Consider the following 23,897-nt stretch of genomic DNA (forward strand, 5'->3'; position numbering starts at 1 on the left):
AAAAAAGCGTACTCAAGGTACGCTTTTTTATTATTAGCTTAAATGTTTAGGTTTTTCATCAACGACTTCGGCTTGCCACTGATTCATTTGTTTCTCTAATAAACCAAATAGAGCTGCTTGAATCATATGTTGTGCCACAAGAGGTGTTTGATCACCTAAGATCGCTTTTACTTCTTCACTGAACTGAATTTTTACGAGAGGTTCATTTTCTGAACCTGCATTACGTAAAGCAAGCTCACCACCTTCGAGTTGAACCAATTCAAGAATCGCTTCCTGACTACCAAATAATTCTTTTAACTGTTGCATAGACATCTATTTTCTCCATGATTCAACATGGTGGCAAAGCACCCTTGCACTTTACAATCTCACGTCTTACTTATATAGGTACGGCGTGCTTAGATTTCAAGTCAGTAACGATCTTGCTGGAGTTAGAATTCAACCATTTCATTACGAAAACCATCGATCAAATGACTCAATTCACGATGCCATTCTCGGAGAATCTTTGAATCTGGCAACCACGCTTGAGGACTTTGAGTGACTTTAATAATCAGGTTTGAAGATGTTTCACTTTCTGGCTCAGGAGAAGTTGGTTCAGGCGCGTATTGGCACATGCGATAAGCACGTTTTAACTCAGCAATGAACCCATCTTTGGCCAATTGTTGCAATACCGCAACCTCTGGAGAAACTTGACCTTTATCAGCCATGTGTTCTTCGATTGATTTAAATGTTGGTTGCATATCATTGAGACGATAATAGCGAACCAACTCTTGAAGAAAAGCCAAAATTGCACCATGCAAATGAAAAACTGCTGCTTCGCGATGTGCCTGTGCTTGTTGGATATTGTCAGTTTGCTCTGCTTGTTGACATGCGAGTCGAGCAAAATAGAGTTTTTGATTGGTACGATCAGCATGATAGCGAGCAACACGAGACATAATAAATCCCTATTTTCATTTAAAACGAAAACTGATTGTAAAGCGTATTGGAGATGAAAAAAATAGCACTTATAGATTCAATTCAAGACGATAAAGTTTTCGTTTCGCAATTCCTTCAATTGGTTGCTTTAAAGGACGTACATTTGAAATAATATCCTTCCGCCCAATCAGTTGCACAAGCTGCATCAATTTCTTGAGCTAACCAAGGATGTACTGACTCGATATCGATCAAAGCCACTACTTTGCCCATCTCTTCATCGCCATCATTATTCAAAAAGTGCGTATTCTCAACAATCACTAAATCTTTAAGCGGTAACTTCTCAGGTTGCCACGAGCGAACCTCTAGGGTCTTTATGCCTTGTACAATTCGCTCAGCATTTGGAGCAACAATCAATAAGACTTGATATTGCTTTATGATTATGGATTAAGCTTTATCTTCAGCTATTTTTACACGAATCCCAAGACCTTTGAGTTTTAATGTGTTTAGCCCTTTTACGGCTTTAATCGCTTCGCGTGGATTTGGCATTTCAACAAAACCAAAACCTTTGGATTTACCAGTCTCAGCATCTTTGACTACAACACAAGAATCGACTTTGCCATAAGCTTTGAATAAGTCGAGGATTTCTGCGTCTGTCACCAAACGATCTAAATTGCGAACTAAAATTTTCATGTTAAAACCTAGAGATGATTCACCATGAAGTGAATCAAAAGAAATGAATCACTCTAGTTTAATCGAAATCTATGCCAAAACCTAAATTGATTGTGCTTGAGCGAGCACGATTCGTTTGCCCATATGCACGAGGAATGTCACGATGGATTTGAATATCCACTAAATGTTGAGGTAAATCATTTAGAAAGTAGCTTTCTATTTTTCTACCCAATTCATCATACTGATCTTGTGACCATAAATTTAAATTTTGTTTGGTTAAAATCAACTCATTTTCTGCACGCGTCAATGCGACATACAAAACACGTCTCTCCTCTTCGACATCGTCAAAATCACCCTGCGCCCGCGCATGTGGATATTGATTGGGAGATACATGTGGAACATAACAGACTTTTTGTTCAGCTCCTTTTGCAGAGTGAATCGTAATCAAAGTCACTAAGTCTTGATCGGGAGTCTTGTCAATTTCTGATATCGAAATTGGGTCAAGTACATATTCTTCTAAAAATTCACCAAGTGAATGATGCTTACGTGCTAATTGTTTCACCAAATCAAAATCTTTGACTCTGCGTGACCAATCTTTGGTTTTGTAGTTATTTTCTAATTGCTCATTTAAAGCATCCAAAGCTAAGCCGATACAAGCTTCCACATGCTGCTGTAATACATCTAATTGCATTAAGATCAAAATCGCTTGTTGTGGCACTTTGCCATGTCGTTCTAATCGCTGACAACGTGCTTCGATATCAGGCAACTGAATGAGCTCTTGTGCTAATTTACTTGCCCCAACATCACCTACACCATCCCAAAGCGTCAAAAAGCGCATCCAAGCTAAATCATCCTGTGGATTGACACTGACACGAAGCAAACTTAAAACATCTTTGACATGAGCGGATTCAAGCAACTTGACACCACCGATAAATCGATAAGGAATATTCGCCGCAATCAAAGCCCCTTCCAAATACCGCCCGCTAAAACCTGAACGTAATAAAATCATATGTTCTGCCCAAGCAGCACCCTGCGAATGCCGTTGATTTAGATCTTGAACAATCCAATTGGCTTCTTCAAACTCATTACTCAGGATATGCAATTGTGGTTTTAAACCCTTTCCTCGATAGGCTTGTAAATGCTTGTCATAACCAATTTGGCTTTGCTCAAGTAACCAATTGGATAAATCTAAAATACCTTGGGTCGAGCGATAGTTCATTTCTAAAGTCAACACTTCAGCATCTGGTACACGCTCTTTAAAGTGATGAATATTTTCAAAATCTGCACCACGAAAACCATAAATAGACTGAGCATCATCCCCAACACAGAATAATTTCACCTTCCCTACCAAAGGCTGCAATAAAGCCCATTGCAGTGGATTAGTATCCTGCATTTCATCGACCAACAATGCTGAACAGAAACCCGTCACCCACTTCACCAACTCAGGTGAGTTTTGTAAATGCACCGCCACAATCGAAAGAATGTCGTCATAATCGAGGAAATTACGCTCTTGCTTGCGCTGCTCATAGGCTTTCATCAATTCGGCGATTTGCGACTTATACTCTACAGCTTGCGGTAATTGCTCGAATAAAGCATCAGATAATTTGGTTTTCGTGTTCCGTGCATAAGAATATAAATCACATAATTCAGCAGCTTTTGGCAACACATTACCTTTATCCTTACCACGCAATAAGCGGAACATCAGCAATTGATCATCTCGATCAATGATACTGAATTGTGTCAAACCAAAAGCACGTGGATTACGGCGCAAAAGATACATACAAAAGGTATGAAATGTTGAGGCACGTAAACCTTTGGATTGTGCCCCCATATGTTGTTCAACTCGCGTAACAATCTCACTGGCAGCTCGCCGAGTAAACGTTAAAATTTGGATCTGCTGTGCAGGTAAACCTTGATCAATTAAATATGCTGCTCTAGCTACAATCGTTTTGGTTTTTCCACAACCCGCCCCTGCTAAAACTAAACAGTTATGCGCAACCGTAGTGGCTGCTTGTTTTTGTTGAGGGTTGAGTTCATCAATTAGCTTGGCGAGCGTCATAAAATTGGTCAATCAGAAATGAAAGGCTATTTTAGCAGACTAAAACTGCATCGCGGTTTTCAACTACCAAAACAAAAAGAGCATGTATCAACATGCTCTCAATATTTCAATAATTGTCGAATGTTAAATCACAGTTGAACTGTGTGGGAGCTGTTTGATTGCACTTGCAAAAGTTAAATAATTAATCCCTTGAAAAAGGATATCAATCGCAAGAAACATACCAAGTACCCAAAATGGTGAATCAGGTGACGATAGAATGAGAATACCTGTTAATAGTGTTAATACACCTGAAAACAACACCCATCCCCAACCTGAGATAGGTCTTAAAATAAAGGCATTAACACTGCGTATAATTCCAGCAATAATCAATGCGATTGCCAATAAATTGGTCAAAACCACTGCCGTAATCACGGGCGTAGTAAAAGCAAAATAACCAGCTGCAATATACAAAACGCCGAATAATGCCCACAACCACCGTGTCCCACCCTGAAAGACCATAAATGCAGCGATAAAATGTAAAATACCGCCGAGCATCATAAGGACACCAAAAAGAAGGACCGCTGATAATGTTGCAAAAGGCAGTGCAGCTAAAAGAACCAAACCAAAAATAACCAATAAGACACCTAATAACAGATACCATTTACGATCAGCGTGTAGCTGATTGCGAATCAGATCGTTACCCACCGTTTTCATCATTATTTACTCTTTTATCATCAATGTTATAGCTCTATTTTGAGCGTGTTCCATACACGATATTGTATAAAGCATGTTGAGAAATAATGACCGAATGTCAGGAAATCACTCTTTTTATTACATTGATTTTTTATTTAATTGGTATGGATAAGTCAGAACTTATCCACAGATTATTGAACCCATCCTATTTCTTTTGCTGTGAGCAGACTAATGACTGTTTGTTCTAAATCATTCGGCATTTTACTTTTATGCTCTGATAAAGGGATTCTCCCCCCCATAATTTCGGCTTCAGTTTGAGGATATAAGGGTCTTTTCTCGTATTGAGCATAGCCAATTGGAAAAAGTGGTTCGCCATTGGCTAAATTATATTTATCCGTAGCACCAAAGCCATGAAGCAACTCATGTACGAGCACAATATTATTCTGTCTTTCTTGCTTATGAGCTGCGAATAAATTGACTGAGCCAATACGACCTCGCTCAAGCGCAGTCGAGTGTTTTAACTCTTTTGTATTTTTTGGATCATAATAATTCAAATATAAAGTTAAACTTGGAGAACCATCTATTGATTCATGTTGTTTCCAAGCATAGAAACGAAACTTTAAACTCCACAATATATTATTGATAACACTTGGTTGTTCAGGTGTCTTAGGTGGTATTTGTTGTAATTCACGTCCTATCTGAACCATAAAGTAACTACTTTGCCCACGATATTGTTGACTATTTTTTTCTAAATACTGTTTAACTTCATAGAAATCATCTAGCTGTAATTCTTGGATATATTTTTGGGTAGAGGGTAAGCCATCAGCGTTGATGGGATGTAGCAGAATATTGATCGGTTGGTTCCAGTCTTGGTTTTGATCACGATATGCATTAATTGCTACAATCAATAAAACAACTAAAAGACATGCAACCCTAATATTTTTCCACATGTACGCCCCAAAAGTTTTAAGATTTGATTGATTATTTTGTTCATATAAAAAATGCTAGCGAGTGCTAGCATTTTTCGAAATGAATTATTTAAGCTTCAACCCATTTTCCATTCTGGAATACTAGACTCCACTTGGTTTGTTTACCTTCCGCAGTTTCAGAACCAACATACTGCTCTTGATTCTTACGGCTAAATTTAACAACTGTCGGATTACCGTCAGGATCAGTATCAGGAGCTTGCAGCAAGAATTGATATTTTGGATCAAGTTGTTCAGCTACGCTACGCAATTCAGATACTTTTGGTGCACGCGTTTCACGAATTTTCGGGAATTTACTTGCAGCCAAGAATAAACCAGCAGCGCCATCACGCAAGACAAAGAAGTCATCATGCTTCGTTGAACGTAGATGCTCCATTTTGATTGGGTCTACACGTGGCGGAGCAGGTTGACCACTCTTGAGTACCTTACGAGTATTGTCACAGCTAGTACATGCGAAATATGGACCAAAACGACCCGTTTTAAGCTGCATCTCACCATCACATTTATCGCATGGGATAGTCGGGCCATCATAACCCTTGATCTTGAATTCGCCTTCTTCGACTTCATAACCATCGCAATCAGGGTTGTTACCACAAACATGTAATTTGCGACCACCATCCACGACATAGCTGTCCATCGCAGTACCACATTTTGGACAACGGTGTTTTGACATCAAATCAGCAGTTTCAGCACCATCATCATCCGATAACGCAGCTAATGATTCGACTGGCGTAAGGTTTAAAGTACCTTTACAGCGTTCTTTCGGTGGCAGATTGTATCCTGAACAGCCCAAGAATACCCCTGTCGTCCCTGTGCGAATTTGCATTGGACGAGAACATTCAGGACAAGCAACATCAGCTACTTCAATAGGCTGATTGCGACGCATACCGTCTTCACCTTGAGCATTGGTCAGGCGCTTTTTGAAGTCACCGTAGAATGTATCTAGTAGCTCTTTCCAGTTACGCTCACCTGTCGCGACTTTATCCAGCTGACCTTCCAAATCCGCAGTAAAGGCATAGTTCATCAAATTATTAAAACTTTCATCGAGACGATCCGTCACGATTTCACCCATTTTCTCAGCAAACAGACGGCGATTTTCAAGTTTCACATAACCACGTTCTTGAATGGTTGAAATGATCGCTGCATAAGTAGAAGGTCGACCAATGCCTTTCTTCTCTAATTCTTTAACTAAAGATGCTTCAGTAAAACGTGCAGGTGGTTTAGTAAAGTGTTGACTCGGATCAAGTTTTTCTAATTTGAGTACTTCACCAACTTTTACAGCCGGTAACAATACATCATCATCCGATTTATTCGCACCGCGAACTTTGGTAAAACCATCAAAAACAAGGGTACGACCTTTGGCTTTTAATTCAACATTTGCAGCTTCAACAGTTAAGGTTGAAGATAAATATTCAGCAGGTGTCATTTGGCAAGCCACAAATTGACGCCAAATCAAATCATACAAACGTTGTGCATCACGTTCTACACCAGCAAGTTTATCGCCAGTGAGTGCCACATCAGATGGACGAATTGCTTCATGGGCTTCTTGTGCCCCTGCTTTATTACCATAACGATTTGGTTGAGCAGGCAAATACTTGTCACCAAAGTTTTGCTGGATATGGTTACGAACCATATTCACTGCATCGTCGCTCAAGAAAGTGGAGTCAGTACGCATATACGTAATAAAACCACCTTCATACAATCGTTGCGCTAACATCATGGTTTTCTTAACAGAGAAACCTAAACGCGTACTTGCTGCTTGCTGTAAAGTTGAAGTGATATAAGGTGCGCTTGGATTTACCTTTGTCGGTTTATCTTCACGCAACGCAACTTTATATTCAGCATCTTTCAAAACACTTAATAGTGCATCTGTTTCAGCTTTATTCTTGAGCTTAAGTGTCTTGCCAGCTTGTTTAACAGCTTCTAGACGAATGTCTTCTTTTTTAGACATCGTGTCAGCAAACACTTGCCAATATTCTTCTGGAACAAAGGCACGAATTTCACGTTCACGTTCAACCACAAGTTTTACAGCAACAGACTGAACACGACCTGCAGATAAGCCACGGGCAATCTTTTCCCAAAGCAAAGGCGATACCATAAAACCAACTACACGGTCGAGGAAACGACGTGCTTGCTGAGCATTCACTCGATTTAAATCAAGACGAGTAGGCTGTTTAAAAGCTTCTTGGATCGCATTTTTAGTGATTTCGTTAAATACCACACGGTGATAGCGACTATCGTCACCACCTATCACTTCTCTTAAATGCCAAGCAATTGCTTCTCCTTCTCTATCCAAGTCCGTTGCGAGATAGATTGCATCAGCATCTTTGGCAAGTTTTTTTAGTTCAGCAACAACATGCTCTTTGCCAGGCAACACTTCGTAGTGTGCGACCCAATCATGCTCGGGATCAACGCCCATACGATTAATAAGTGCAGACTGAGCTTTTTCAGCTTTTTGTTCTTCAGTTAATTTAGTACGGGTTGCAGGCTTCTTTTCAGTTGTTTTTGCTCCCCCGCCTGTTGGTAAATCACGTACGTGACCAACAGATGACTTCACTATAAATTGTGAACCTAAATATTTGTTAATGGTTTTCGCTTTTGCAGGCGACTCCACAATCACTAAGGCACGTTTAGTTGCAGCAGAGTTAGAAGCTGCTGTGCTTTTGGAAGCAGAGCGTGGAGTATTCGCCATAATGAATCGTTTTTCCTATGATCAATCAATAAATTAGCGTTGTGCTAGTTCGTGTAAATAAACTTTTATATCTTCAAGCTGAGTGGCTCTGAGATCAGTTTCCTCATCCCAATACAGTCCCACACAGTTTGCCTGCATATCAATAGCATAAACTCCTTTTAATGCAATGGGTAAGTCATTAAATTTCTGATCACCCTGCACAACCTGAAGCTTGCCATCAACAACTCTTGCACGCATAAGTGCTAAGCGAGCATCTGGAATAAGCACACTATAATAAGCAACCATACTGGCGCGTTTTTCAGATGCCATTGGAATTTTCGTCCACTCAGGCGCAACGATGAGTCGTGGGTGTAATCCCATTTTGCGAGCTTGATCGCGCATTAAACCGAGTGCTTTTTCTCTTGGACTCACACGTAAACCAAAAATAGAGCCAAGTACAAATAGTACAATGGCAACAGTTATCCAAATTCCAACATTGCTCATTAAAGATGCCCAAAACTTCCTTTTATTAGCGTTACATAAGTTGAATGAAAAAGGCAAGTTGAGTTTTTACATCTCTTCCAAATAAATATTATTTGATATTTTCATCACAAACGATTTCTGTATTTTTATTTCATTCAAAACATAAATGATTTTTTGAATCAGTTTTTCTTTAGACTCTTTCTGACAAACCTTAAAGTCAGGTATCGCCATATCCATGGGAGAATGTTGTGGCAATAATTCCAAATTTGACCATCTTCTAATATTGTTATCTATGTAAATAATTTTCCCATCATCTAAGTTCTTCACAATGCCATAACGAAGAAGAAGCTTAGATCTATTCTTAACTAAACTATCACTTTCCAACTTTAAAACTGATTTAATTGAATTATTTAAGCTAGATAAACTCGACGGCTTTCCTTGTTGCTTAATTAAATAATCACAATATTCTTTAATTTGCCGTAGATGAAATTTTTCTGAAATATCCTGGATTTCAGGGATTTCTTCAATTATCTCGGACTTATTTGGATTTTCATTGTGTGCTATTTCAGATTTATTTAAAAAAGTTTTTAAATTCTCTCGATTAAGCGTAACTCCTTGTGCGCTAAACTTAATCATCTTGAAATTCATCAACGTCTTGATTAATTTTTCAGCCTCTTTAGTCGTAACATTTGCCCATGATTTAACACCATTTAATAATGCTTTTTCATTACTTGGCATGTTTTTTAGTTTTGAAAGAATACTAATAAGATGCTTTAATTTTAATGTAAAGTCAGAATCACTTAAGTTATTTGGAGCTAAAACTAGCGATGGTTGCTCTTTTATTTTTTCAATCTCTTTCACCTCCGAAAGCATTTTAAGTTGTGATGCTTGAAAACCCATTATCCTCAACAAATCAACAATATACTCTAAAGCCCCATCATTAGACATGACATCAAAGCAAGTCTGATTTTTATCCATTTGAATTGAAAGTTGCCCTGCTAAAAATGCAAGACCAAAATCAGCAGCATCTTTACCAATTTTAGGCATTTTAATGACAACTAGCTTTTTATCCATGACAAAAGGAGAAAATTTAATTAATGCATCTAAACTTAAAGTCACAGGAGACTTTGCATAGACTAAATACACGCAAGCATAAGTTTTCAATAGTTGTAATAGCTCTTTTTCAGTTTTATGAATATTTTCAATATCCAAGAGCAAGACTTTTTTCATTTTTATCTCTAAATGTAAAATCCGCTAATTTCATCACTTTAGCGTTTAAGATTTATTTTATCAATAATGCGGTGGTTTGTTACTCATTGGATCAAACGGTGCAATCCCTTCTGACAAGTCTGAAGACTCAACGCGTTGGTATAAAAGCTGCATTTGTTTCTTCAAAACTGCAATTTCTTGTGTCTGAATTGCGAGCTGTTGATTGAGTTGCTCAACTAAATCGTCTAAAAATGCAATTCGCACTTGCAAATCTTCAATGGGTGCGGACAATGACGCGTGATCATCAAAATTTTGTTGTTTAGTCATTTCAGACCTCATCTGAGCTTTTAGGAAACATTATGGCCTATATTACTTTAAGGGATGTCCATCTCGCATTTGGCGGACCAGCCCTACTCGACGGCGCGAACTTTAACCTAGAACGTGGTGAACGAGTCTGTTTAATCGGTCGTAATGGTGAAGGTAAGTCTACTTTACTTAAACTGATTGAGGGAAGCTTATTACCCGATAGTGGTGAAGTTTCGATTCAAAATGGCTTAACCGTTTCTATGTTAGCCCAAGATGTTCCAATGGATTCAGGCAAAGTTGCCGACATTGTGGCGGATGGTGCGGGTGAAGCCGCAAGTGTCTTAAAAGAATATCATGAGGCAAGTGATGCTTGTGTGCTAGGTGATATGGATGCCTGCGACCGTATGGGTATGCTGCAGCATAAGCTAGATCAGTTAGATGGCTGGGCATTAGAAAATAAAGTAAATACCATTTTAGGTAAAATGGGACTCGACCCAAATGCAGATTTGGCTGACCTATCAGGTGGTCGTAAACGTCGTGTACTACTGGCGCGCGCTCTACTCAGTCAACCAGATGTTTTATTACTCGACGAACCGACCAACCATTTGGATGTGGAAAGTATTGAATGGTTAGAAAAATTCCTATTAGATCAAAACAATCTCACGCTTTTATTTATCTCACATGACCGTTCATTTGTAGATAGTATTGCGACCCGTATTGTTGAACTTGATCGTGGTATTCTGCGTGGCTATGAAGGTAACTATTCACGTTACTTAGAACTTAAAGCTCAGCAAATGGAAGCTGAAGAAAAACAGAATGCTTTATTTGATAAAAAACTTGCTGAAGAAGAAGCTTGGATTCGTCAAGGTATCAAAGCACGTCGTACCCGTAATGAAGGTCGTGTTCGTGCTTTAAAAGCTTTGCGTGAAGAATCTAAAGCTCGTCGCTTCCAACAAGGCAAAGTTAGCATGGCGACACAAGAGGCTAACCGTTCAGGTAAGTTGGTCTTTGAGATAGAAAACTTAAGTGTTAGCTATGATAGTAAACCACTCATTAAAGATTTCTCTGCAATCGTATTACGTGGTGATCGTATCGGTTTAGTCGGTGATAATGGTGTCGGAAAAACCACACTCATCAAAGCAATTCTAGGTGAAATCCAACACGGCGGTTCGGTTAAAACGGGTACACAACTCGAAGTTGCTTATTTCGATCAACTTCGTAATGCACTCGACCTCGGAAAAACCGTTATGGCGAACGTATCGGAAGGCTCAGACTTTGTCGATGTGAATGGTAACCGTCGCCATATCTATAGTTATTTACAGGACTTTTTATTCTCACCTGAACGCGCACGCACACCTGTGAAAGCCCTTTCTGGTGGTGAGCGTAACCGAATTCTATTGGCAAAACTTCTACTCAAACCATCAAACTTAATTGTGATGGATGAGCCAACCAATGATTTGGATATGGTGACACTTGAGTTGCTTGAAGAAATGTTGTCTGAATATAAAGGCACTTTGTTACTCATCTCGCATGACCGTGCATTTATGGACAACGTCGTCACCTCAACTTGGGTGTTCGATGGAAAAGGTAATATTGATGAGTATATTGGTGGTTACCAAGACTACTTGGAGCAACGACCAGATCAGAAAGTCGTTGATCAAAAGAGTGATGAAAAAAAGGCACAAGCCAAGGCTGAAGCTGCTGCATTGGCTGCCGCAACTCCAACGCCAAAGAAAGTGAAGCTAAGCTATAAAGATCAACGTGAGCTTGAGCAACTTCCTGCTGAAATTGAGAAATTAGAAGCAGAACAAACTAAACTTTCAGAGAAACTAGCGGATGGTTCATGGTTTGTTTCTGACGCGAATGCGGCGACTTTAGCCAGTCAACGCTTAGCTGAAATTGATGAGTTATTGCTTGAAAAATTAGAGCGTTGGGATGTATTAGAAAATCTTAGCAAAGGTTCATAATTCATTTCACAAGCCCAATCTTCAGGATATTACATAGTAATTTGAAGATTGGGCTATTCCCATAGATGTTTACTTCCCTCATCTCGTATAAGAATAAAAAAATATGGCTGAGCTTGATCTTTTAAATACATCCACCCAAGCACTGTATTTTGATCAATACACCTAAAAACATCATTAATCGGTTTTTCATCATAAATCATGGTGGCAGATGATTTACCTCTAAACTCAATCATCCTTAATCTTGCTTTACTTTTATCTGTTTTGAGTAATCTCAACCCTTTCACCAGATACTTACTCTTACTTTTTAAAAGACTTAAATCTAAACCTAATGGCAACCATTTCGGATCAATACTAAATAAGTTGGAACTTTTGGGGTTCAGTAGAACCAGTGGAAATACTGTTTCATCGTCTATAAATTTTTTCCCATACCAATTTGCTTTATCCAACAGACCATTCATTGGATGACTAGTGATGACTTCCAAACCTTTCCATTGACCATGCATAAACTCGCAATCAACACTCTCTAAATGATCAAAATAATTCATCATTTCCTGAGTATCCATTTTCTTGCCATCAAATATTTCTGAAATATTCATCTGTCTTTTTACCTTAATTATTTTAGCTATCCCTACAATCAATCTATTAAATAACTGTTTTTTTATACAGCACTTCAATAGAGTAAAAATCAACCACCATTCTATGATTTTTATTGTCAATACAACAAACCTCCTAGAACAATTATTAGAAAAGCAACTTCGTGTTACACTTCGCAAAAATTCAACTTATTTACGCATCTAAGTATATGAGCCAACAACAGTCTTATATTCCTGGCGAATTTCGATGGGAATTTTTACTTCCAAAATACTGGAAAATTTGGATCGCCATTATTTTCCTTATGCTTTTGGCTATCCTGCCTTGGGCAATTCAATGGCGCTTAGCACATGGACTAGCAGCATTATGTTGGTATCTATTGAAATCACGTCGTAAAACCACACTAAGAAATTTAGAAGTTTGTTTTCCTGAATGGTCGCCTGCCGAAGTTGAAGCTCAAGCCAAACAGGTGTTTGTCGACATGATGTTAGGTGTGTTTGAAACTCTAAATGCGTGGTATTGCCCACATTGGTTTAAAGGTCGACATACCATAGAAGGCTTAGAGCATATCCTTGATGCCAAAGCCCAAGGTAAAGGCATATTGTTACTCGGCACACACAGTACCTTGCTTGATGCGGGTGGTTATATTTGTGCTCAATACTTTGAACCCGATGTTGTTTATCGACCACAGAATAATCCAATGTTGGATATGTTGATTTATCGTTGTCGAGCGAATATTTATCAACAACAAATTGATCATGATGATATGCGAGGCTTAGTACGTCGTTTAAAAGATGGCGGTGCTATTTGGTATAGTCCAGATCAAGATTTTGGTTTAAAACAAGGTGTGATGGCTCCCTTTTTTGGTGTGCCTGCTGCAACCGTGACTGCGCATCGTCGTTTATTAAAAATCTCTAAGTCCGTTGCAATTCCATTATATTTTTACCGTTATGGTGATGTCCGCAATCCACAATATAAAGTACTCATCGAACCAATCGTCGAAAATATGCCAAGTGAAGATGAAGTAGATGATGCGATTCGTGTAAATAAAATTATTGAGGCTCAACTACGTATTGCACAGACACAATGGATGTGGTTTCACCGTAGATTCAAAACTCGAGCAGAAGGTTACGAAAAAATCTATTAGAAAAAATTAAAACCCGAGTTTCGCATCCTGCAAAACTCGGGCAAATAAGGTTGTGCTTTCACATCTTTGTTATTATCTTGCTTCCGTAGCAGGCATCATATCCATAATGCATTTTCCATCTCAGCGTCGCTATCCTTAAACGGAAATCCATTCCTGCGTGCATGTGCTCATGTATTTAGAATAAATCTTTTAAGTAGATTAGACCATTCGTTATGGACCTAAATCCCTGTACGTTATGGCTTACAATACTCCTTGTCTACTTTCCTTTTCCATCGCTTGTTTATGAGGTTGTGCTAACTCATCCACAACAATTTTTTCTTCTTTTTCAGCCTTTTCTATACCGTCTTGAATCGCCTCTTTCGCCTCTTGCTCATCATCAGCCGTTTGCTCCAACTCTTGTTGCTGTTGTTCAAAAATACGACCCGTCTGTAAAACGACATAAATTGGAAAATGATCAGAACCTATATGAGATAAACGTTTCATTTCCACTAAGCCAAAGTCAGTACTATGAAAGATATGGTCTAAAGACCAACGTAAAAGTCGATAATCTGCGTGAAAAGTATTCATGAAATAGCGACCTACCCGTGGATCTAGCAAACCACTGATTCGTTGAAATAATCGCGTGGTGCGTGACCATGCCACATCATTAAGATCCCCCATGACAATACAACTTTCATCCAAATCTTTTATTCGATCGCCAATAATTAAAAGCTCGGCATCTCTTAAAGTTGAATCTTTAGCTTCAGTTGGGCTTGGTGGTTTAGGGTGTAAACAATATAACTGTACTTGGATACCTGAACGTAATGTTACCGAAGCGTGTATAGATGGAATTTCATCACTTAAGATAAATTTCACTTCTGTATCGTGCAATGGCAAGCGGCTATATAGATGCATACCATATAAGTTATCTAAAGGTACGGGCACGCGATAAGGATAATCTTGTTCAATGTGAACTAACGCATTTTGCCAACTTGAATCTGACTCTAATGTCAGCACAACATCAGGTTTTAGTGTGTCTATATGCTCAAGCAATAGATGATATTTATCATTTGGCGTCAACACATTGGCAACCAGCAATGAGATTTGCTGGTTTTCATTGATTTGCTCAGGCTTAACTTTTTGAACTTGTTTTTTCCAAATCGGGGTATATGGAAGAACCATTTTCAACTGATAAGCGATTGCTGCGACCAGTCCAACAAACAGCAACTCGGTAGTCAAGGTCCATTTGGGAATAGCAAATAACATTGCAAAAAAGGCGAAGAGACCGAGTGCCAGAATCTGTAAACGCGGAAAGTCCGCACCTCTAAACCACCACTCATCTCTGGGGATTAATGACCAAAACGAAAGCCATATAACCAATACTGCACAAATCTGAATCCATATCATGTTCATTTTTCTCGTGGGGATGTCTTAGATTCTCAATAAAGTTATGGCTTTATCAATTTTCTATCTAATACAAACAAATTATTTCACTCAATTAAATTATCGTTTTATTTACGTAAAGCTTGCAGTTGTGGTCGCTTTTGATACACTCAAACCCCTTAAAAGTTTTTTGAAATACCGAGGCACAATGACATGAAAGTAGGTCTGGTCGGTTGGCGTGGGATGGTGGGTTCTGTCCTTATGCAACGTATGGTTGAAGAGAATGATTTTGCTCATATTGAGCCATTCTATTTTTCTACCAGTAATGCAGGTGGCGAAGCGCCTTCATTTGGTGGTAAGACTGCCCCAGCACTTATGGATGCTTCAGACATTAAGAGTCTGAAACAAATGGATGTCATTTTAACCTGCCAAGGTGGTGACTATACCTCTGATGTATTCCCGAAACTCAAAGCTGAAGGTTGGGATGGTTATTGGATTGATGCTGCGTCTACCCTTCGTATGGCGGATGATGCAATCATCGTACTTGATCCAGTAAACTTAAATGTGATTAAAGATGGTTTAGTCAACGGAACTAAAACTTTCGTTGGTGGTAACTGTACAGTTTCACTTATGTTGATGGGTTTAGGTTCACTTTTCCAAAATAATTTGGTTGAGTGGGCTACCTCAATGACTTACCAAGCAGCTTCTGGTGCTGGTGCGCAAAACATGCGTGAACTCATCACGGGTATGGGCTATTTGTACAACAATACTAAAGAATTACTAGATGATCCAAAATCTGCGATTCTTGATATTGATCGTCAAATTGCTGACTTACAACGTGGTGAAGGTTTCCCTAAAGCAAACTTTGGCGTGCCACTCGCTGGTTCATTGATTCCATACATCGACAAACAACTCGAAAGTGGTCAATCAAAAGAAGAATGGAAAGGTCAAGTTGAAACCAATAAAATCTTGGGTAATCAACAAATCGTTCCAATTGATGGTCACTGTGTTCGTATCGGTGCAATGCGTTGTCACTCACAAGCAATCACTTTAAAGTTGAAAAAAGATGTTGCGCTTGATGAAATTGAAGACATGATTCGCAACTCTAGCCAATGGGCTAAAGTCGTTCCAAATACTCGTGAAGCTTCAATGACTGACCTGACGCCTGTTGCAGTAACAGGTACTTTAACTGTTCCTGTAGGTCGTTTACGCAAGCTAAATATGGGTAAAGAATATTTAGGTGCATTTACAGTAGGCGATCAGCTACTTTGGGGTGCTGCTGAACCTTTACGCCGTATGCTTCGTATTTTAGTTGAATACAAGAACGCTTAAGCAAAAACACCTAAAAATCAAAAGCCGATCACACTTGATCGGCTTTTTTATGTTTTCACTTTTGAAGAATTTACAATTCATTTACATCACGTTAATGTATACTTTTACACGACTATAACATCACTTTTTCATGGATCGAGATGACTGTTTATAACAAATTAAAAATTGCCATTTTAGCCATATTTTCTTCGCAACATCTTTACGCAATTACACTCGATCCGTTGCAAGTTCAATCTGCGCCTGGGGAATTACTTTACGCTGAGATGAGTTTTCATCAAGCAGACACGAACTCAAAACTAGAAGTGAGTTTAGCTACGCCTGAAGATTTAATGATGATTGGCGCAGCACACCAACCACCATCTGGTTTAAATTTTTTTACAAGACGTAATAGCCAAGGCGAAGGAACGATTGTTATTACTTCCACACGCCCAATGACTGAAGCTGAATTAAATATTATTTTAAAAATTCAGGAAGGTAGCGCATCACATTTAAAACATATCCGACAGCCTATTCGTAGATCTGTTGATCCTGTTTTAGCTAAATCAATTGCCGAAAAACCGCTTACACCTAAGTTTATTGTGAGTGAAAAAGATATCGCATTAAACTTACCAGTGAGTACTCGATTTAATGCCAATGCATCTGAGTCAAAAGAGCAAAGTTTAAAACAAGAAACTTTGCTGAATGCACCATATAAACTTCCCCCTGTTTTAAATAATGATGATTCTTCAGTAAATGCTGAAGCTATTTCAATTGCACCACAACCAAGTGCACAGCCAAATACGTTACAACAAACAGCCTCAGCAAATAATAACGTCAATGCTGAACAAGTTGCTCAAGCTCCTGCACCTTCGAAAGTCGTTGAGTCTTCGCAAACACCACCGACGGATCTCAATAGTGAAAAAACGATTGCTCGTCAGGACATGAAAAAGGTGGAAACAACACCAACTCAACAAAAAGCTCAACAACCTAACAAAACTCAGCAGGCAAAAGTCAAAGCACCTGAGCAGAAAAAACTAAATTCTGAAAAAACCCAACAACACGTAGTTCAACGCAATGAGTCTCTGTGGAGTATTGCACAGCAAATCGCAAGTCAGACACAACAGCCAGTAACACAAGTCATGTCTCAAATTAAAAAACAAAACGAACATGCATTTATTGGGGGTAATCAAAATAGAATACGCCAAGGTTCACGTTTAAACTTTAATCTAAGCAATATTCCAAGTCGTCCAGCACAAAATGCTAATCAGCTTGCAGCACAAACCACAACTGTACCTAATGGACGTACCAAATACCGTTTACAACAAGCTGAAATGTCTCTAGTTGCCGAGAGTAATCAAGATTCCAGCACAGGAAGTGCGAAGAAGGACACATTACAACAAAAAACCAGTGCTGACTTATCATTAAAAGTTATGACAGCAAGGGAAAAAACCGTTACATTACAACGAAACGTGACTCAGTTAGAGTTGGCATTGCGTCAAAAGGAACAGCGTATCCAGCTATTAAATGCTCGACTGGCTGAATTACAAGAGCAACTAAAAGCTCAACAGGAAACTAAAAAGCCAACACGCTAGGTTACGAGAAGATTCTCATAAATTTACACTAAAAGCTGCTCTAATCTTTAAGGGGTGAAGATCATGTCAACTATCATCATTGTATTGTTAGTTATTGTATTAGTCGTTGCGATCGTTTTAAAAAAACGTGCTGACAATGAAAATACAGCAACTCCTAAAAAAGGAGGTGCAGCCAAATCTCAAAAAAAAGCAGCATCAAAAAAAGTTGCGACCAAATCAACACCTATTGCTGAAGTCGAAACACAACAACAGACAAATAAAGTTCAAGCCAGTACACCTGTACCAACACAACTGAAAGAAAAGATTGAGCAACTTATTCTTGCTAATAACTTTCAAGCTGCTGAAGCTCAAATCAATCAGGCACTTAAAACAGATGATTCTCAGCATGACTTATATATCTTATTGTTAGATCTTCACATCGCTCAAAAAGATGATTTTGCAATTAATCAGTTGATTAAACATTTACAAGATTTAGAACTAAATTCACTGATCCAAACTGCACTGGACAAGAAAAAAGAATACGAAACCAATAAACCTTCAGATGCTTTAGAATTTCATTCTAGCAAAGGCCATTTTGGTCAAACATCAACTATTATTGAAACTCCTGTACAAGATAATTCAGCAGATTTTGATGCATTGGTTGCTTCACCTAGCCCAGCTGAATCATTTGATCAACTTCAAACGGAAGTTACACCGCCTCCAGTTGAAGAGCCAAAAATAGAAGCTGAACCTACTCCTGAAGTTAAACCTTTAGATTTTAGTTTTTCTTTTGAACAAAAAGAAACTGCTGAACCTGCAATAGAAATTGAAACCAAATCCTCGCCTGAACCTGAATTAACAGAATCAAAAGATCAAGCCCCTCTTGAATTTTCTTTCAACCTCGAACCTACAACCTCACCTACTGTCACTGAACAGGAAGTCAAAGTTGAAGAAACCAAATCTGGTCTAGATTTTAGTTTTGCTGATCTTGAACTAAAAACACCTGAACCTGAAACAAAAACTGAAGCACCAATTCATTTAGATTTAGACTTCAATCAACCTGAAGTTAAGCTTGAAGAACAGCCAGTCTTTGACAAAACGGCATTTACATTTGAGATTAACGAACCGACAACGGCTGAAGAAACTCAACCTGAACTCATCACACCAGTCTCTCAAACAGCACCTGCTCTTTCAACTAACGATCCTTTAATGCAATCTTTTCCAGATTTGCAAACTATGGACGAAGCTCAACTTAATCTTGATCTAGCAGAACAATATATTGAATTAGGTGCTTATGAATCTGCGCGAGTTATATTGCAGACCAATCAATCACTTTTTAATCAAGATCAACAACAATACGTAGAAAAGTTACTGAATAAAATAGCTTCCTAAATTTGATCAGTCTAATATAAGCAGTCTCTCGGACTGCTTTTTTTATGATGAAAAAAATTGCTTTGATCTACATGGGTGGTACGTTTGGCTGTGTCGGTAATCCGTTAATGCCAATGCCTGAAAATGAGTTTATTCCCTTACTTGAAAAAGTCATTCCACCCCATCTTGACGTTGATTGTTTTGCAGCACCTAGTATAAAAGACAGTAGTGCTTGTACGGCTGTAGATTGGCTGAAGCTTATTCAGCAAATTCAAGACCTTCAACTCAAAAACTATCAACATTTTGTCATCATTCATGGCACTGACACACTCAGTTATGCTGCAGCGACACTTGCACGTTTCTTGGGACAGTCATCTCATATTATGATTACGGGTAGTCAATATCCTCTACTTAATATTGAAGGGAATGACACTCGAGAATTTACTGATGCTCTCGGGAATCTAAATTTAGCACTTGAGCAGGTACTTAGCCTTCCTGTCGGTACATATTTAGCATTTCATCAACATATTTTCCATGCGCAAACTGTTCTCAAAGTACATACGACTGAATTAGATGCTTTTGCAGGCGTTGATGCACATCAATCATGCCAAACTTCTATCGAAAATTTTATCGTTCAAGCTGAACATATAGAACGTGCCTCATCATTAACCGTACTGAATTTAATGTTGCAGCCAATCGCAAAAGAACAACTTGCTGCTCAACTCGAAAATTTAATTAAAAACCCACCACACTTCTTGATATTACAAGGGTTTGGAACAGGAAATATTGCAACCAATTCCGAATTATTGAATTTATTCGGAGCATTATATGAACGAGGTTGTGTCGTCATTATTAGTTCACAAGTCGTATTTGGTAAACTTGATCAACGATACGCTGTGAGTTCTTGGATAGAAAATGCCAAAGTATTAATCAATGATTGTCATAGTCATGCGGATTTATATGCAAAAGCATTGCAAATGTATTTAAAATACCCGACTCATGTTCAATGGTTTGAACATTGGAATACACACTAAGATTGAGGTTTAAGCATGCAACGTTACGCGATCGGTATTGAATTTTGTGGTACTCAATACCGTGGTTGGCAAACTCAACAAGCAGGCGTTGTAAGTGTGCAAGAAACCATCGAAAAGGTACTCAGTAAAATCGCCGACCACCCTGTCATTCTTCATGCTGCTGGACGGACTGATGCTGGCGTTCATGCAACCAATATGGTCGCACATTTCGATACCACGGCCATTCGTCCCGAACGTGGATGGCTTATGGGAGCAAATAGCCAACTCCCAAAAGACATTTCTATTCAGTGGATCAAATGCATGGATGAAAATTTTCATGCACGTTTTAAAGCAATGGCTCGTCGTTATCGTTATGTAGTATATAACGCCCCCACTCGTCCTGCTTTACTCCACAAGCAAGTCACCCATCTATACCAAGAATTAGATGTGCAAAAAATGATTAAAGCTGCTGCGAAATTTGAAGGCACTCACAATTTTGAGTCATTCAGAGCTGCCGCATGCCAATCCAATCAACCTGTACGACATGTAAAGCATTGTCGTTTATTTGAACATGGTCGCTATTTAGTTTTAGATATTCAAGCCGATGGTTTCTTACACCACATGGTTCGAAATATCATGGGGTGCTTACTTGAGATCGGGCAAGGAATGTATGAGATTGACCATATAGACACGATGTTTGCTGCCGAAGATCGTCGCGCAGCAGGGATTACTGCTCCCGCAGATGGTCTATATTTTATCCAATCTTATTACCCAGATCAGTTTGATTTACCTCAGCTGCCTCTCGGACCTCACTGGTTAAATCTACCCGAATAAAAAAAGCCCTCTTCTTGAGGGTTTTTCCTGATGTAAAAGATTAACGCTGTTTTCTTTTACGATACTCAACAGGGGTTTCATTCGTCCAGCGTTTGAATGCACGATAGAATGTACTTGGTTCTGAAAAGCCCGTTAAATAAACAATTCTTTCAACACTTTCATTGGTATTTGCCAAAAGTTTTTTCGCCAAACGACAACGATAATCGGAGAGGATTTGCTGAAAACTGGTATTCGCCTCGCTAAGCTGAGTTCTTAAACGACGCGGTGTAATGTTGAGCTGGGCTGCAACGGTTTCTAAAGTTGTCTCACCGCTTTCTAATGTTGAGCCAATTGCACGACGTACTTCACCCACCAGATCATAGCGAGCTAATTCTTGTAACTTCTCAATCGCAAGTTGCTCGTGTAGTTGTAATAATTCTGGTTCGGCCTGCCATAGTGGATAATCAAGCACAGCCATATCAAAATAAAGACGTGTTTCTTTCTGACCTAAACTGACAGGGCAGCCATACACTCTGAAATACTCATCATCATCAGCGCCTTCATTGAAATTGAAATCAATGAAGATCGGCTGAAATTGTCCTTCGGTAATGAACTTGAAAAAGCGCAAAATACCTGACATCGCACATTCAGAAAAATGACGATTGACTAAATTATCAGGCCAATATTGTTCACCATTGCTTAAATAGCAACGACCATCTTCTATGACTAACTTCGCATCAAACGCATCACTTATCAGACGTTGATAGGCTAAGGCACGTTTAAGCCCTTCACCAAACGTTTCACTACTGATAAATAAGTGTTCAATGACTTGACCACGATATAATGGAAGATGCTCACCTAAATGTAGACCAATATCTGGATCATTACTCACTTCCTGTGCTGCGATCCAAAATGCATTTTGAGCACTTAAAGGGGTTCTGGCATTGGTATCAACTTGATTTAGAGCAACACCTGCTTTTGTTAAAATCTCTTCAGTAGGTAATCCTGCTTTACGAATTGCCTGATAACCAAAGCGCAATACAACCGATGCATCTGTTAACTGACCCACGCAGTGCCCTTCCCTGTAGATACTTTATTATGACAATAAGCGATGATTTTAGATTAACGTTGATTGACCAAACTGACAACACTATTCTGCTTCTTTTGTTAAAAAAAAATACAGATTGTTAGACAGTTTTCTCAAAATAAACGTTGCAGCCTTTGCTAAGCCAGCGTCTTGTAAATTTTAAATAAATTGACTATAATTTGCGCCTTTCCAATTTGATCATCAGGTAGGCCATGGCCAATAAAGAGGAACTCATTGAGTTCGAAGGCGTTGTCACCGAAACGCTTCCTAATACGATGTTCCGTGTACGTTTAGAAAACGGTCACGAAGTTATTGCTCACATTTCTGGTAAAATGCGTAAACACTATATCCGTATTTTAACAGGTGACAGTGTTAAAGTTGAAATGACACCTTATGACTTAACTAAGGGTCGTATCACGTACCGTGCACGCTAAGATTAGTGAATGCAAAAAAGCCACATGATTTGTGGCTTTTTTTATATCTATAAATTGCGCTATTCACTCAAACGTGTAGTTTTACAGCCTACTGTCTGACATTCACGTAAACGCTCTAATAGCCAATGATTGCGCTCTTGTGTCGTTGATAAGCGACATTGTACATCTACAGAAACTTGCTGATCATCAGTACATTCAGCATCTCTATAGCGAATCCAAGCAAGTTGTGACTTTTTCAAAATTTTTTGTTGTGTTTCATCTAATTTCTGACGTAATTGCTGGTAGTTCTTATTCAAATCTGCATCAGCACTCGCATAAATCTTATTGGTACAATAAATATCATCATAGGTATTCCGAGCTTTATCACAATTATTTGCCATCGCGAATGTTGATGCCACCCCCAAAATTAAACCTAAGATGATCTTATACATGAATTCTTTCCAAACAATTTATTATCCAAATATCTAGGGTCTGTTGACATTTACTGTTCATAATTAAACCTATAAAGGTAGCCATAAAAATATACAGGCTAAGGCAACAGCACTTTGATAATTTCTTTTGAGCTTGTCATATCGAGTAGCTATCCCTCTAAATTGTTTTAATCTACAAAACATATTTTCAACTAAATGCCTGATTTTATATAAATACCAGTCCATATGATCATTGTTCGATTGGCTATTTATTTTCTTTGGTATATTCGCTTTTGTTCCTGTTTTTCTGATCTGCTCACGCAGTGGTTCTGAATCATAGCCTTTATCTGCGCATACCACTTCTGTCTCTTTTAAATCTAATGTTGCTATTAAATCAGGTGCAACTTTGATGTCATGTGTAGTGCCATCGGTAATCATGAAATCAATAGGATTGCCATGTGAATCAACAATCAAATGTATTTTTGAGGAGTTTCCTCCTACACTTTTAGAAATGGATTGATTCGCTATACCGGCAGAATGTTGATGAGCACGTACGTGAGAGCCATCAATAAAAATCCACTCCATATCGGGGCATGATGCTAATAATTTGAATAATCTAAGCAACTTACCGCTGCTTGACCAACGATTAAAACGTTTGAAAATAGAGTTTGATTGACCGAAATAGGAAGGAATATCTCGCCACGGACAGCCTGTTCTAATTCTATAGAGAATAGCTTCAATAAAATTACGTAAATTTGAGTTGTGATGAATAGATAAATTACGCAAAATAGTTTTCAACTTTTGCCAGTGTTGATCTGTCAGCATGGTACGAGGCATAGCGAATAGTAAAATT

General features: G+C 38.7%; 23 protein-coding genes and 1 pseudogene. 8 read left to right on the forward strand and 16 right to left on the reverse strand.

The features are described 5' to 3' along the window. Positions 1-33: 33 nt before the first annotated feature. The 11 genes and pseudogenes from MKL32_RS08735 to MKL32_RS08785 all read right to left on the reverse strand — a co-directional run bounded on the left by MKL32_RS08735 (position 34) and on the right by MKL32_RS08785 (position 9,988). Positions 34-312, reverse strand: coding sequence for a hypothetical protein (locus MKL32_RS08735; RefSeq protein ID WP_004916505.1), 279 nt, complete (start codon positions 310-312; stop codon positions 34-36). Between the two features lie 116 nt (positions 313-428). Next, complete coding sequence (locus tag MKL32_RS08740) at positions 429-932, reverse strand: DUF6586 family protein (RefSeq protein WP_004916508.1); 504 nt, start codon at positions 930-932, stop codon at positions 429-431. A gap of 69 nt (positions 933-1,001) precedes the next feature. Next, a pseudogene (locus MKL32_RS08745) lies at positions 1,002-1,350 on the reverse strand (ASCH domain-containing protein). A gap of 6 nt (positions 1,351-1,356) precedes the next feature. After that, positions 1,357-1,602, reverse strand: coding sequence for an RNA recognition motif domain-containing protein (locus tag MKL32_RS08750; protein ID WP_004916519.1), 246 nt, complete (start codon positions 1,600-1,602; stop codon positions 1,357-1,359). 58 nt (positions 1,603-1,660) lie between these two features. Beyond that, a complete protein-coding gene (locus tag MKL32_RS08755) occupies positions 1,661-3,640 on the reverse strand; it encodes an ATP-dependent helicase (protein ID WP_270900412.1) in 1,980 nt (659 codons plus the stop codon). 123 nt (positions 3,641-3,763) lie between these two features. Beyond that, positions 3,764-4,336, reverse strand: coding sequence for an HdeD family acid-resistance protein (locus MKL32_RS08760; protein WP_004659074.1), 573 nt, complete (start codon positions 4,334-4,336; stop codon positions 3,764-3,766). Between the two features lie 167 nt (positions 4,337-4,503). Continuing rightward, complete coding sequence (locus MKL32_RS08765) at positions 4,504-5,262, reverse strand: hypothetical protein (protein WP_270900413.1); 759 nt, start codon at positions 5,260-5,262, stop codon at positions 4,504-4,506. A gap of 88 nt (positions 5,263-5,350) precedes the next feature. Beyond that, positions 5,351-7,990 (reverse strand): type I DNA topoisomerase, encoded by a 2,640-nt coding sequence (topA, locus tag MKL32_RS08770; protein ID WP_042890911.1) that lies wholly within the window; start codon positions 7,988-7,990, stop codon positions 5,351-5,353. Positions 7,991-8,023: 33 nt separating this feature from the next. After that, a complete protein-coding gene (locus MKL32_RS08775) occupies positions 8,024-8,473 on the reverse strand; it encodes a hypothetical protein (RefSeq protein WP_004958841.1) in 450 nt (149 codons plus the stop codon). Between the two features lie 66 nt (positions 8,474-8,539). Then, positions 8,540-9,682: a PIN domain-containing protein gene (locus MKL32_RS08780; RefSeq protein WP_194598270.1), complete on the reverse strand. Its 1,143-nt coding sequence runs from the start codon at positions 9,680-9,682 to the stop codon at positions 8,540-8,542. 60 nt (positions 9,683-9,742) lie between these two features. Continuing rightward, positions 9,743-9,988, reverse strand: coding sequence for a SlyX family protein (locus tag MKL32_RS08785; protein ID WP_004916571.1), 246 nt, complete (start codon positions 9,986-9,988; stop codon positions 9,743-9,745). A 32-nt stretch (positions 9,989-10,020) separates the two neighbouring features. On the opposite strand from MKL32_RS08785, the gene MKL32_RS08790 reads away from it, so the two are divergent. Then, positions 10,021-11,934, forward strand: coding sequence for an ATP-binding cassette domain-containing protein (locus tag MKL32_RS08790; RefSeq protein WP_270900414.1), 1,914 nt, complete (start codon positions 10,021-10,023; stop codon positions 11,932-11,934). Between the two features lie 53 nt (positions 11,935-11,987). On the opposite strand, the gene MKL32_RS08795 is transcribed toward MKL32_RS08790, so the two are convergent. After that, positions 11,988-12,530 (reverse strand): DUF4334 domain-containing protein, encoded by a 543-nt coding sequence (locus tag MKL32_RS08795; protein WP_075696909.1) that lies wholly within the window; start codon positions 12,528-12,530, stop codon positions 11,988-11,990. Positions 12,531-12,736: 206 nt separating this feature from the next. Here MKL32_RS08795 and MKL32_RS08800 point away from each other — a divergent pair, with 206 nt between their 5' ends. After that, positions 12,737-13,672 (forward strand): LpxL/LpxP family acyltransferase, encoded by a 936-nt coding sequence (locus MKL32_RS08800; protein WP_270900415.1) that lies wholly within the window; start codon positions 12,737-12,739, stop codon positions 13,670-13,672. A 240-nt stretch (positions 13,673-13,912) separates the two neighbouring features. Here the strand turns inward: MKL32_RS08800 and MKL32_RS08805 are convergent, their stop codons facing one another. After that, complete coding sequence (locus tag MKL32_RS08805; protein WP_270900416.1) at positions 13,913-15,058, reverse strand: endonuclease/exonuclease/phosphatase family protein; 1,146 nt, start codon at positions 15,056-15,058, stop codon at positions 13,913-13,915. Between the two features lie 189 nt (positions 15,059-15,247). On the opposite strand from MKL32_RS08805, the gene asd reads away from it, so the two are divergent. From asd to truA, 5 genes are all read left to right on the forward strand, one after another. Beyond that, on the forward strand, positions 15,248-16,366 hold the full coding sequence (gene asd / locus MKL32_RS08810; RefSeq protein WP_004916583.1) for an aspartate-semialdehyde dehydrogenase: 1,119 nt from the start codon (positions 15,248-15,250) through the stop codon (positions 16,364-16,366). A gap of 140 nt (positions 16,367-16,506) precedes the next feature. Next, positions 16,507-17,937, forward strand: a complete 1,431-nt coding sequence (locus MKL32_RS08815) for a FimV/HubP-related protein (RefSeq protein ID WP_005403624.1) — start codon at positions 16,507-16,509, stop codon at positions 17,935-17,937. Between the two features lie 63 nt (positions 17,938-18,000). Beyond that, positions 18,001-19,308, forward strand: coding sequence for a FimV domain-containing protein (locus MKL32_RS08820; RefSeq protein WP_125318249.1), 1,308 nt, complete (start codon positions 18,001-18,003; stop codon positions 19,306-19,308). A 44-nt stretch (positions 19,309-19,352) separates the two neighbouring features. After that, positions 19,353-20,321, forward strand: a complete 969-nt coding sequence (locus MKL32_RS08825) for an asparaginase (RefSeq protein ID WP_171430666.1) — start codon at positions 19,353-19,355, stop codon at positions 20,319-20,321. Positions 20,322-20,336: 15 nt separating this feature from the next. After that, positions 20,337-21,134: a tRNA pseudouridine(38-40) synthase TruA gene (gene truA / locus MKL32_RS08830; protein WP_004916595.1), complete on the forward strand. Its 798-nt coding sequence runs from the start codon at positions 20,337-20,339 to the stop codon at positions 21,132-21,134. A gap of 40 nt (positions 21,135-21,174) precedes the next feature. Here truA and MKL32_RS08835 read toward each other — a convergent pair whose 3' ends face one another. Further along, entirely contained in the window at positions 21,175-22,182 is a 1,008-nt protein-coding gene (locus MKL32_RS08835; RefSeq protein ID WP_004916600.1) for an AraC family transcriptional regulator, read from the reverse strand. Between the two features lie 230 nt (positions 22,183-22,412). Here MKL32_RS08835 and infA point away from each other — a divergent pair, with 230 nt between their 5' ends. Beyond that, positions 22,413-22,634, forward strand: coding sequence for a translation initiation factor IF-1 (infA, locus tag MKL32_RS08840; protein ID WP_001284370.1), 222 nt, complete (start codon positions 22,413-22,415; stop codon positions 22,632-22,634). A 59-nt stretch (positions 22,635-22,693) separates the two neighbouring features. Here infA and MKL32_RS08845 read toward each other — a convergent pair whose 3' ends face one another. Further along, the gene (locus MKL32_RS08845) at positions 22,694-23,065 is read right to left on the reverse strand and encodes a lysozyme inhibitor LprI family protein (RefSeq protein ID WP_004958805.1); all 372 of its coding nucleotides are present in this window, start codon (positions 23,063-23,065) and stop codon (positions 22,694-22,696) included. Positions 23,066-23,134: 69 nt separating this feature from the next. Continuing rightward, complete coding sequence (locus MKL32_RS08850) at positions 23,135-23,881, reverse strand: IS5 family transposase (protein WP_004912080.1); 747 nt, start codon at positions 23,879-23,881, stop codon at positions 23,135-23,137. Positions 23,882-23,897: the final 16 nt, after the last annotated feature.

Origin of the sequence: Acinetobacter sp. AOR34_HL, assembly GCF_027854795.1 — a bacterium.
Lineage (GTDB): Bacteria > Pseudomonadota > Gammaproteobacteria > Pseudomonadales > Moraxellaceae > Acinetobacter > Acinetobacter junii.

Excerpts from the sequence above, each read along its gene's own strand:
- MKL32_RS08735 (WP_004916505.1), bottom strand. The coding sequence starts at position 312 with ATGTCTATGCAACAGTTAAAAGAATTATTTGGTAGTCAGGAAGCGATT.
- MKL32_RS08740 (WP_004916508.1), bottom strand. The coding sequence starts at position 932 with ATGTCTCGTGTTGCTCGCTATCATGCTGATCGTACCAATCAAAAACTC.
- MKL32_RS08750 (WP_004916519.1), bottom strand. The coding sequence starts at position 1,602 with ATGAAAATTTTAGTTCGCAATTTAGATCGTTTGGTGACAGACGCAGAA.
- MKL32_RS08755 (WP_270900412.1), bottom strand. The coding sequence starts at position 3,640 with ATGACGCTCGCCAAGCTAATTGATGAACTCAACCCTCAACAAAAACAA.
- MKL32_RS08760 (WP_004659074.1), bottom strand. The coding sequence starts at position 4,336 with ATGATGAAAACGGTGGGTAACGATCTGATTCGCAATCAGCTACACGCT.
- MKL32_RS08765 (WP_270900413.1), bottom strand. The coding sequence starts at position 5,262 with ATGTGGAAAAATATTAGGGTTGCATGTCTTTTAGTTGTTTTATTGATT.
- topA (WP_042890911.1), bottom strand. The coding sequence starts at position 7,990 with ATGGCGAATACTCCACGCTCTGCTTCCAAAAGCACAGCAGCTTCTAAC.
- MKL32_RS08775 (WP_004958841.1), bottom strand. The coding sequence starts at position 8,473 with ATGAGCAATGTTGGAATTTGGATAACTGTTGCCATTGTACTATTTGTA.
- MKL32_RS08780 (WP_194598270.1), bottom strand. The coding sequence starts at position 9,682 with ATGAAAAAAGTCTTGCTCTTGGATATTGAAAATATTCATAAAACTGAA.
- MKL32_RS08785 (WP_004916571.1), bottom strand. The coding sequence starts at position 9,988 with ATGACTAAACAACAAAATTTTGATGATCACGCGTCATTGTCCGCACCC.
- MKL32_RS08790 (WP_270900414.1), top strand. The coding sequence starts at position 10,021 with ATGGCCTATATTACTTTAAGGGATGTCCATCTCGCATTTGGCGGACCA.
- MKL32_RS08795 (WP_075696909.1), bottom strand. The coding sequence starts at position 12,530 with ATGAATATTTCAGAAATATTTGATGGCAAGAAAATGGATACTCAGGAA.
- MKL32_RS08800 (WP_270900415.1), top strand. The coding sequence starts at position 12,737 with ATGAGCCAACAACAGTCTTATATTCCTGGCGAATTTCGATGGGAATTT.
- MKL32_RS08805 (WP_270900416.1), bottom strand. The coding sequence starts at position 15,058 with ATGATATGGATTCAGATTTGTGCAGTATTGGTTATATGGCTTTCGTTT.
- asd (WP_004916583.1), top strand. The coding sequence starts at position 15,248 with ATGAAAGTAGGTCTGGTCGGTTGGCGTGGGATGGTGGGTTCTGTCCTT.
- MKL32_RS08815 (WP_005403624.1), top strand. The coding sequence starts at position 16,507 with ATGACTGTTTATAACAAATTAAAAATTGCCATTTTAGCCATATTTTCT.
- MKL32_RS08820 (WP_125318249.1), top strand. The coding sequence starts at position 18,001 with ATGTCAACTATCATCATTGTATTGTTAGTTATTGTATTAGTCGTTGCG.
- MKL32_RS08825 (WP_171430666.1), top strand. The coding sequence starts at position 19,353 with ATGATGAAAAAAATTGCTTTGATCTACATGGGTGGTACGTTTGGCTGT.
- truA (WP_004916595.1), top strand. The coding sequence starts at position 20,337 with ATGCAACGTTACGCGATCGGTATTGAATTTTGTGGTACTCAATACCGT.
- infA (WP_001284370.1), top strand. The coding sequence starts at position 22,413 with ATGGCCAATAAAGAGGAACTCATTGAGTTCGAAGGCGTTGTCACCGAA.
- MKL32_RS08845 (WP_004958805.1), bottom strand. The coding sequence starts at position 23,065 with ATGTATAAGATCATCTTAGGTTTAATTTTGGGGGTGGCATCAACATTC.
- MKL32_RS08850 (WP_004912080.1), bottom strand. The coding sequence starts at position 23,881 with ATGCCTCGTACCATGCTGACAGATCAACACTGGCAAAAGTTGAAAACT.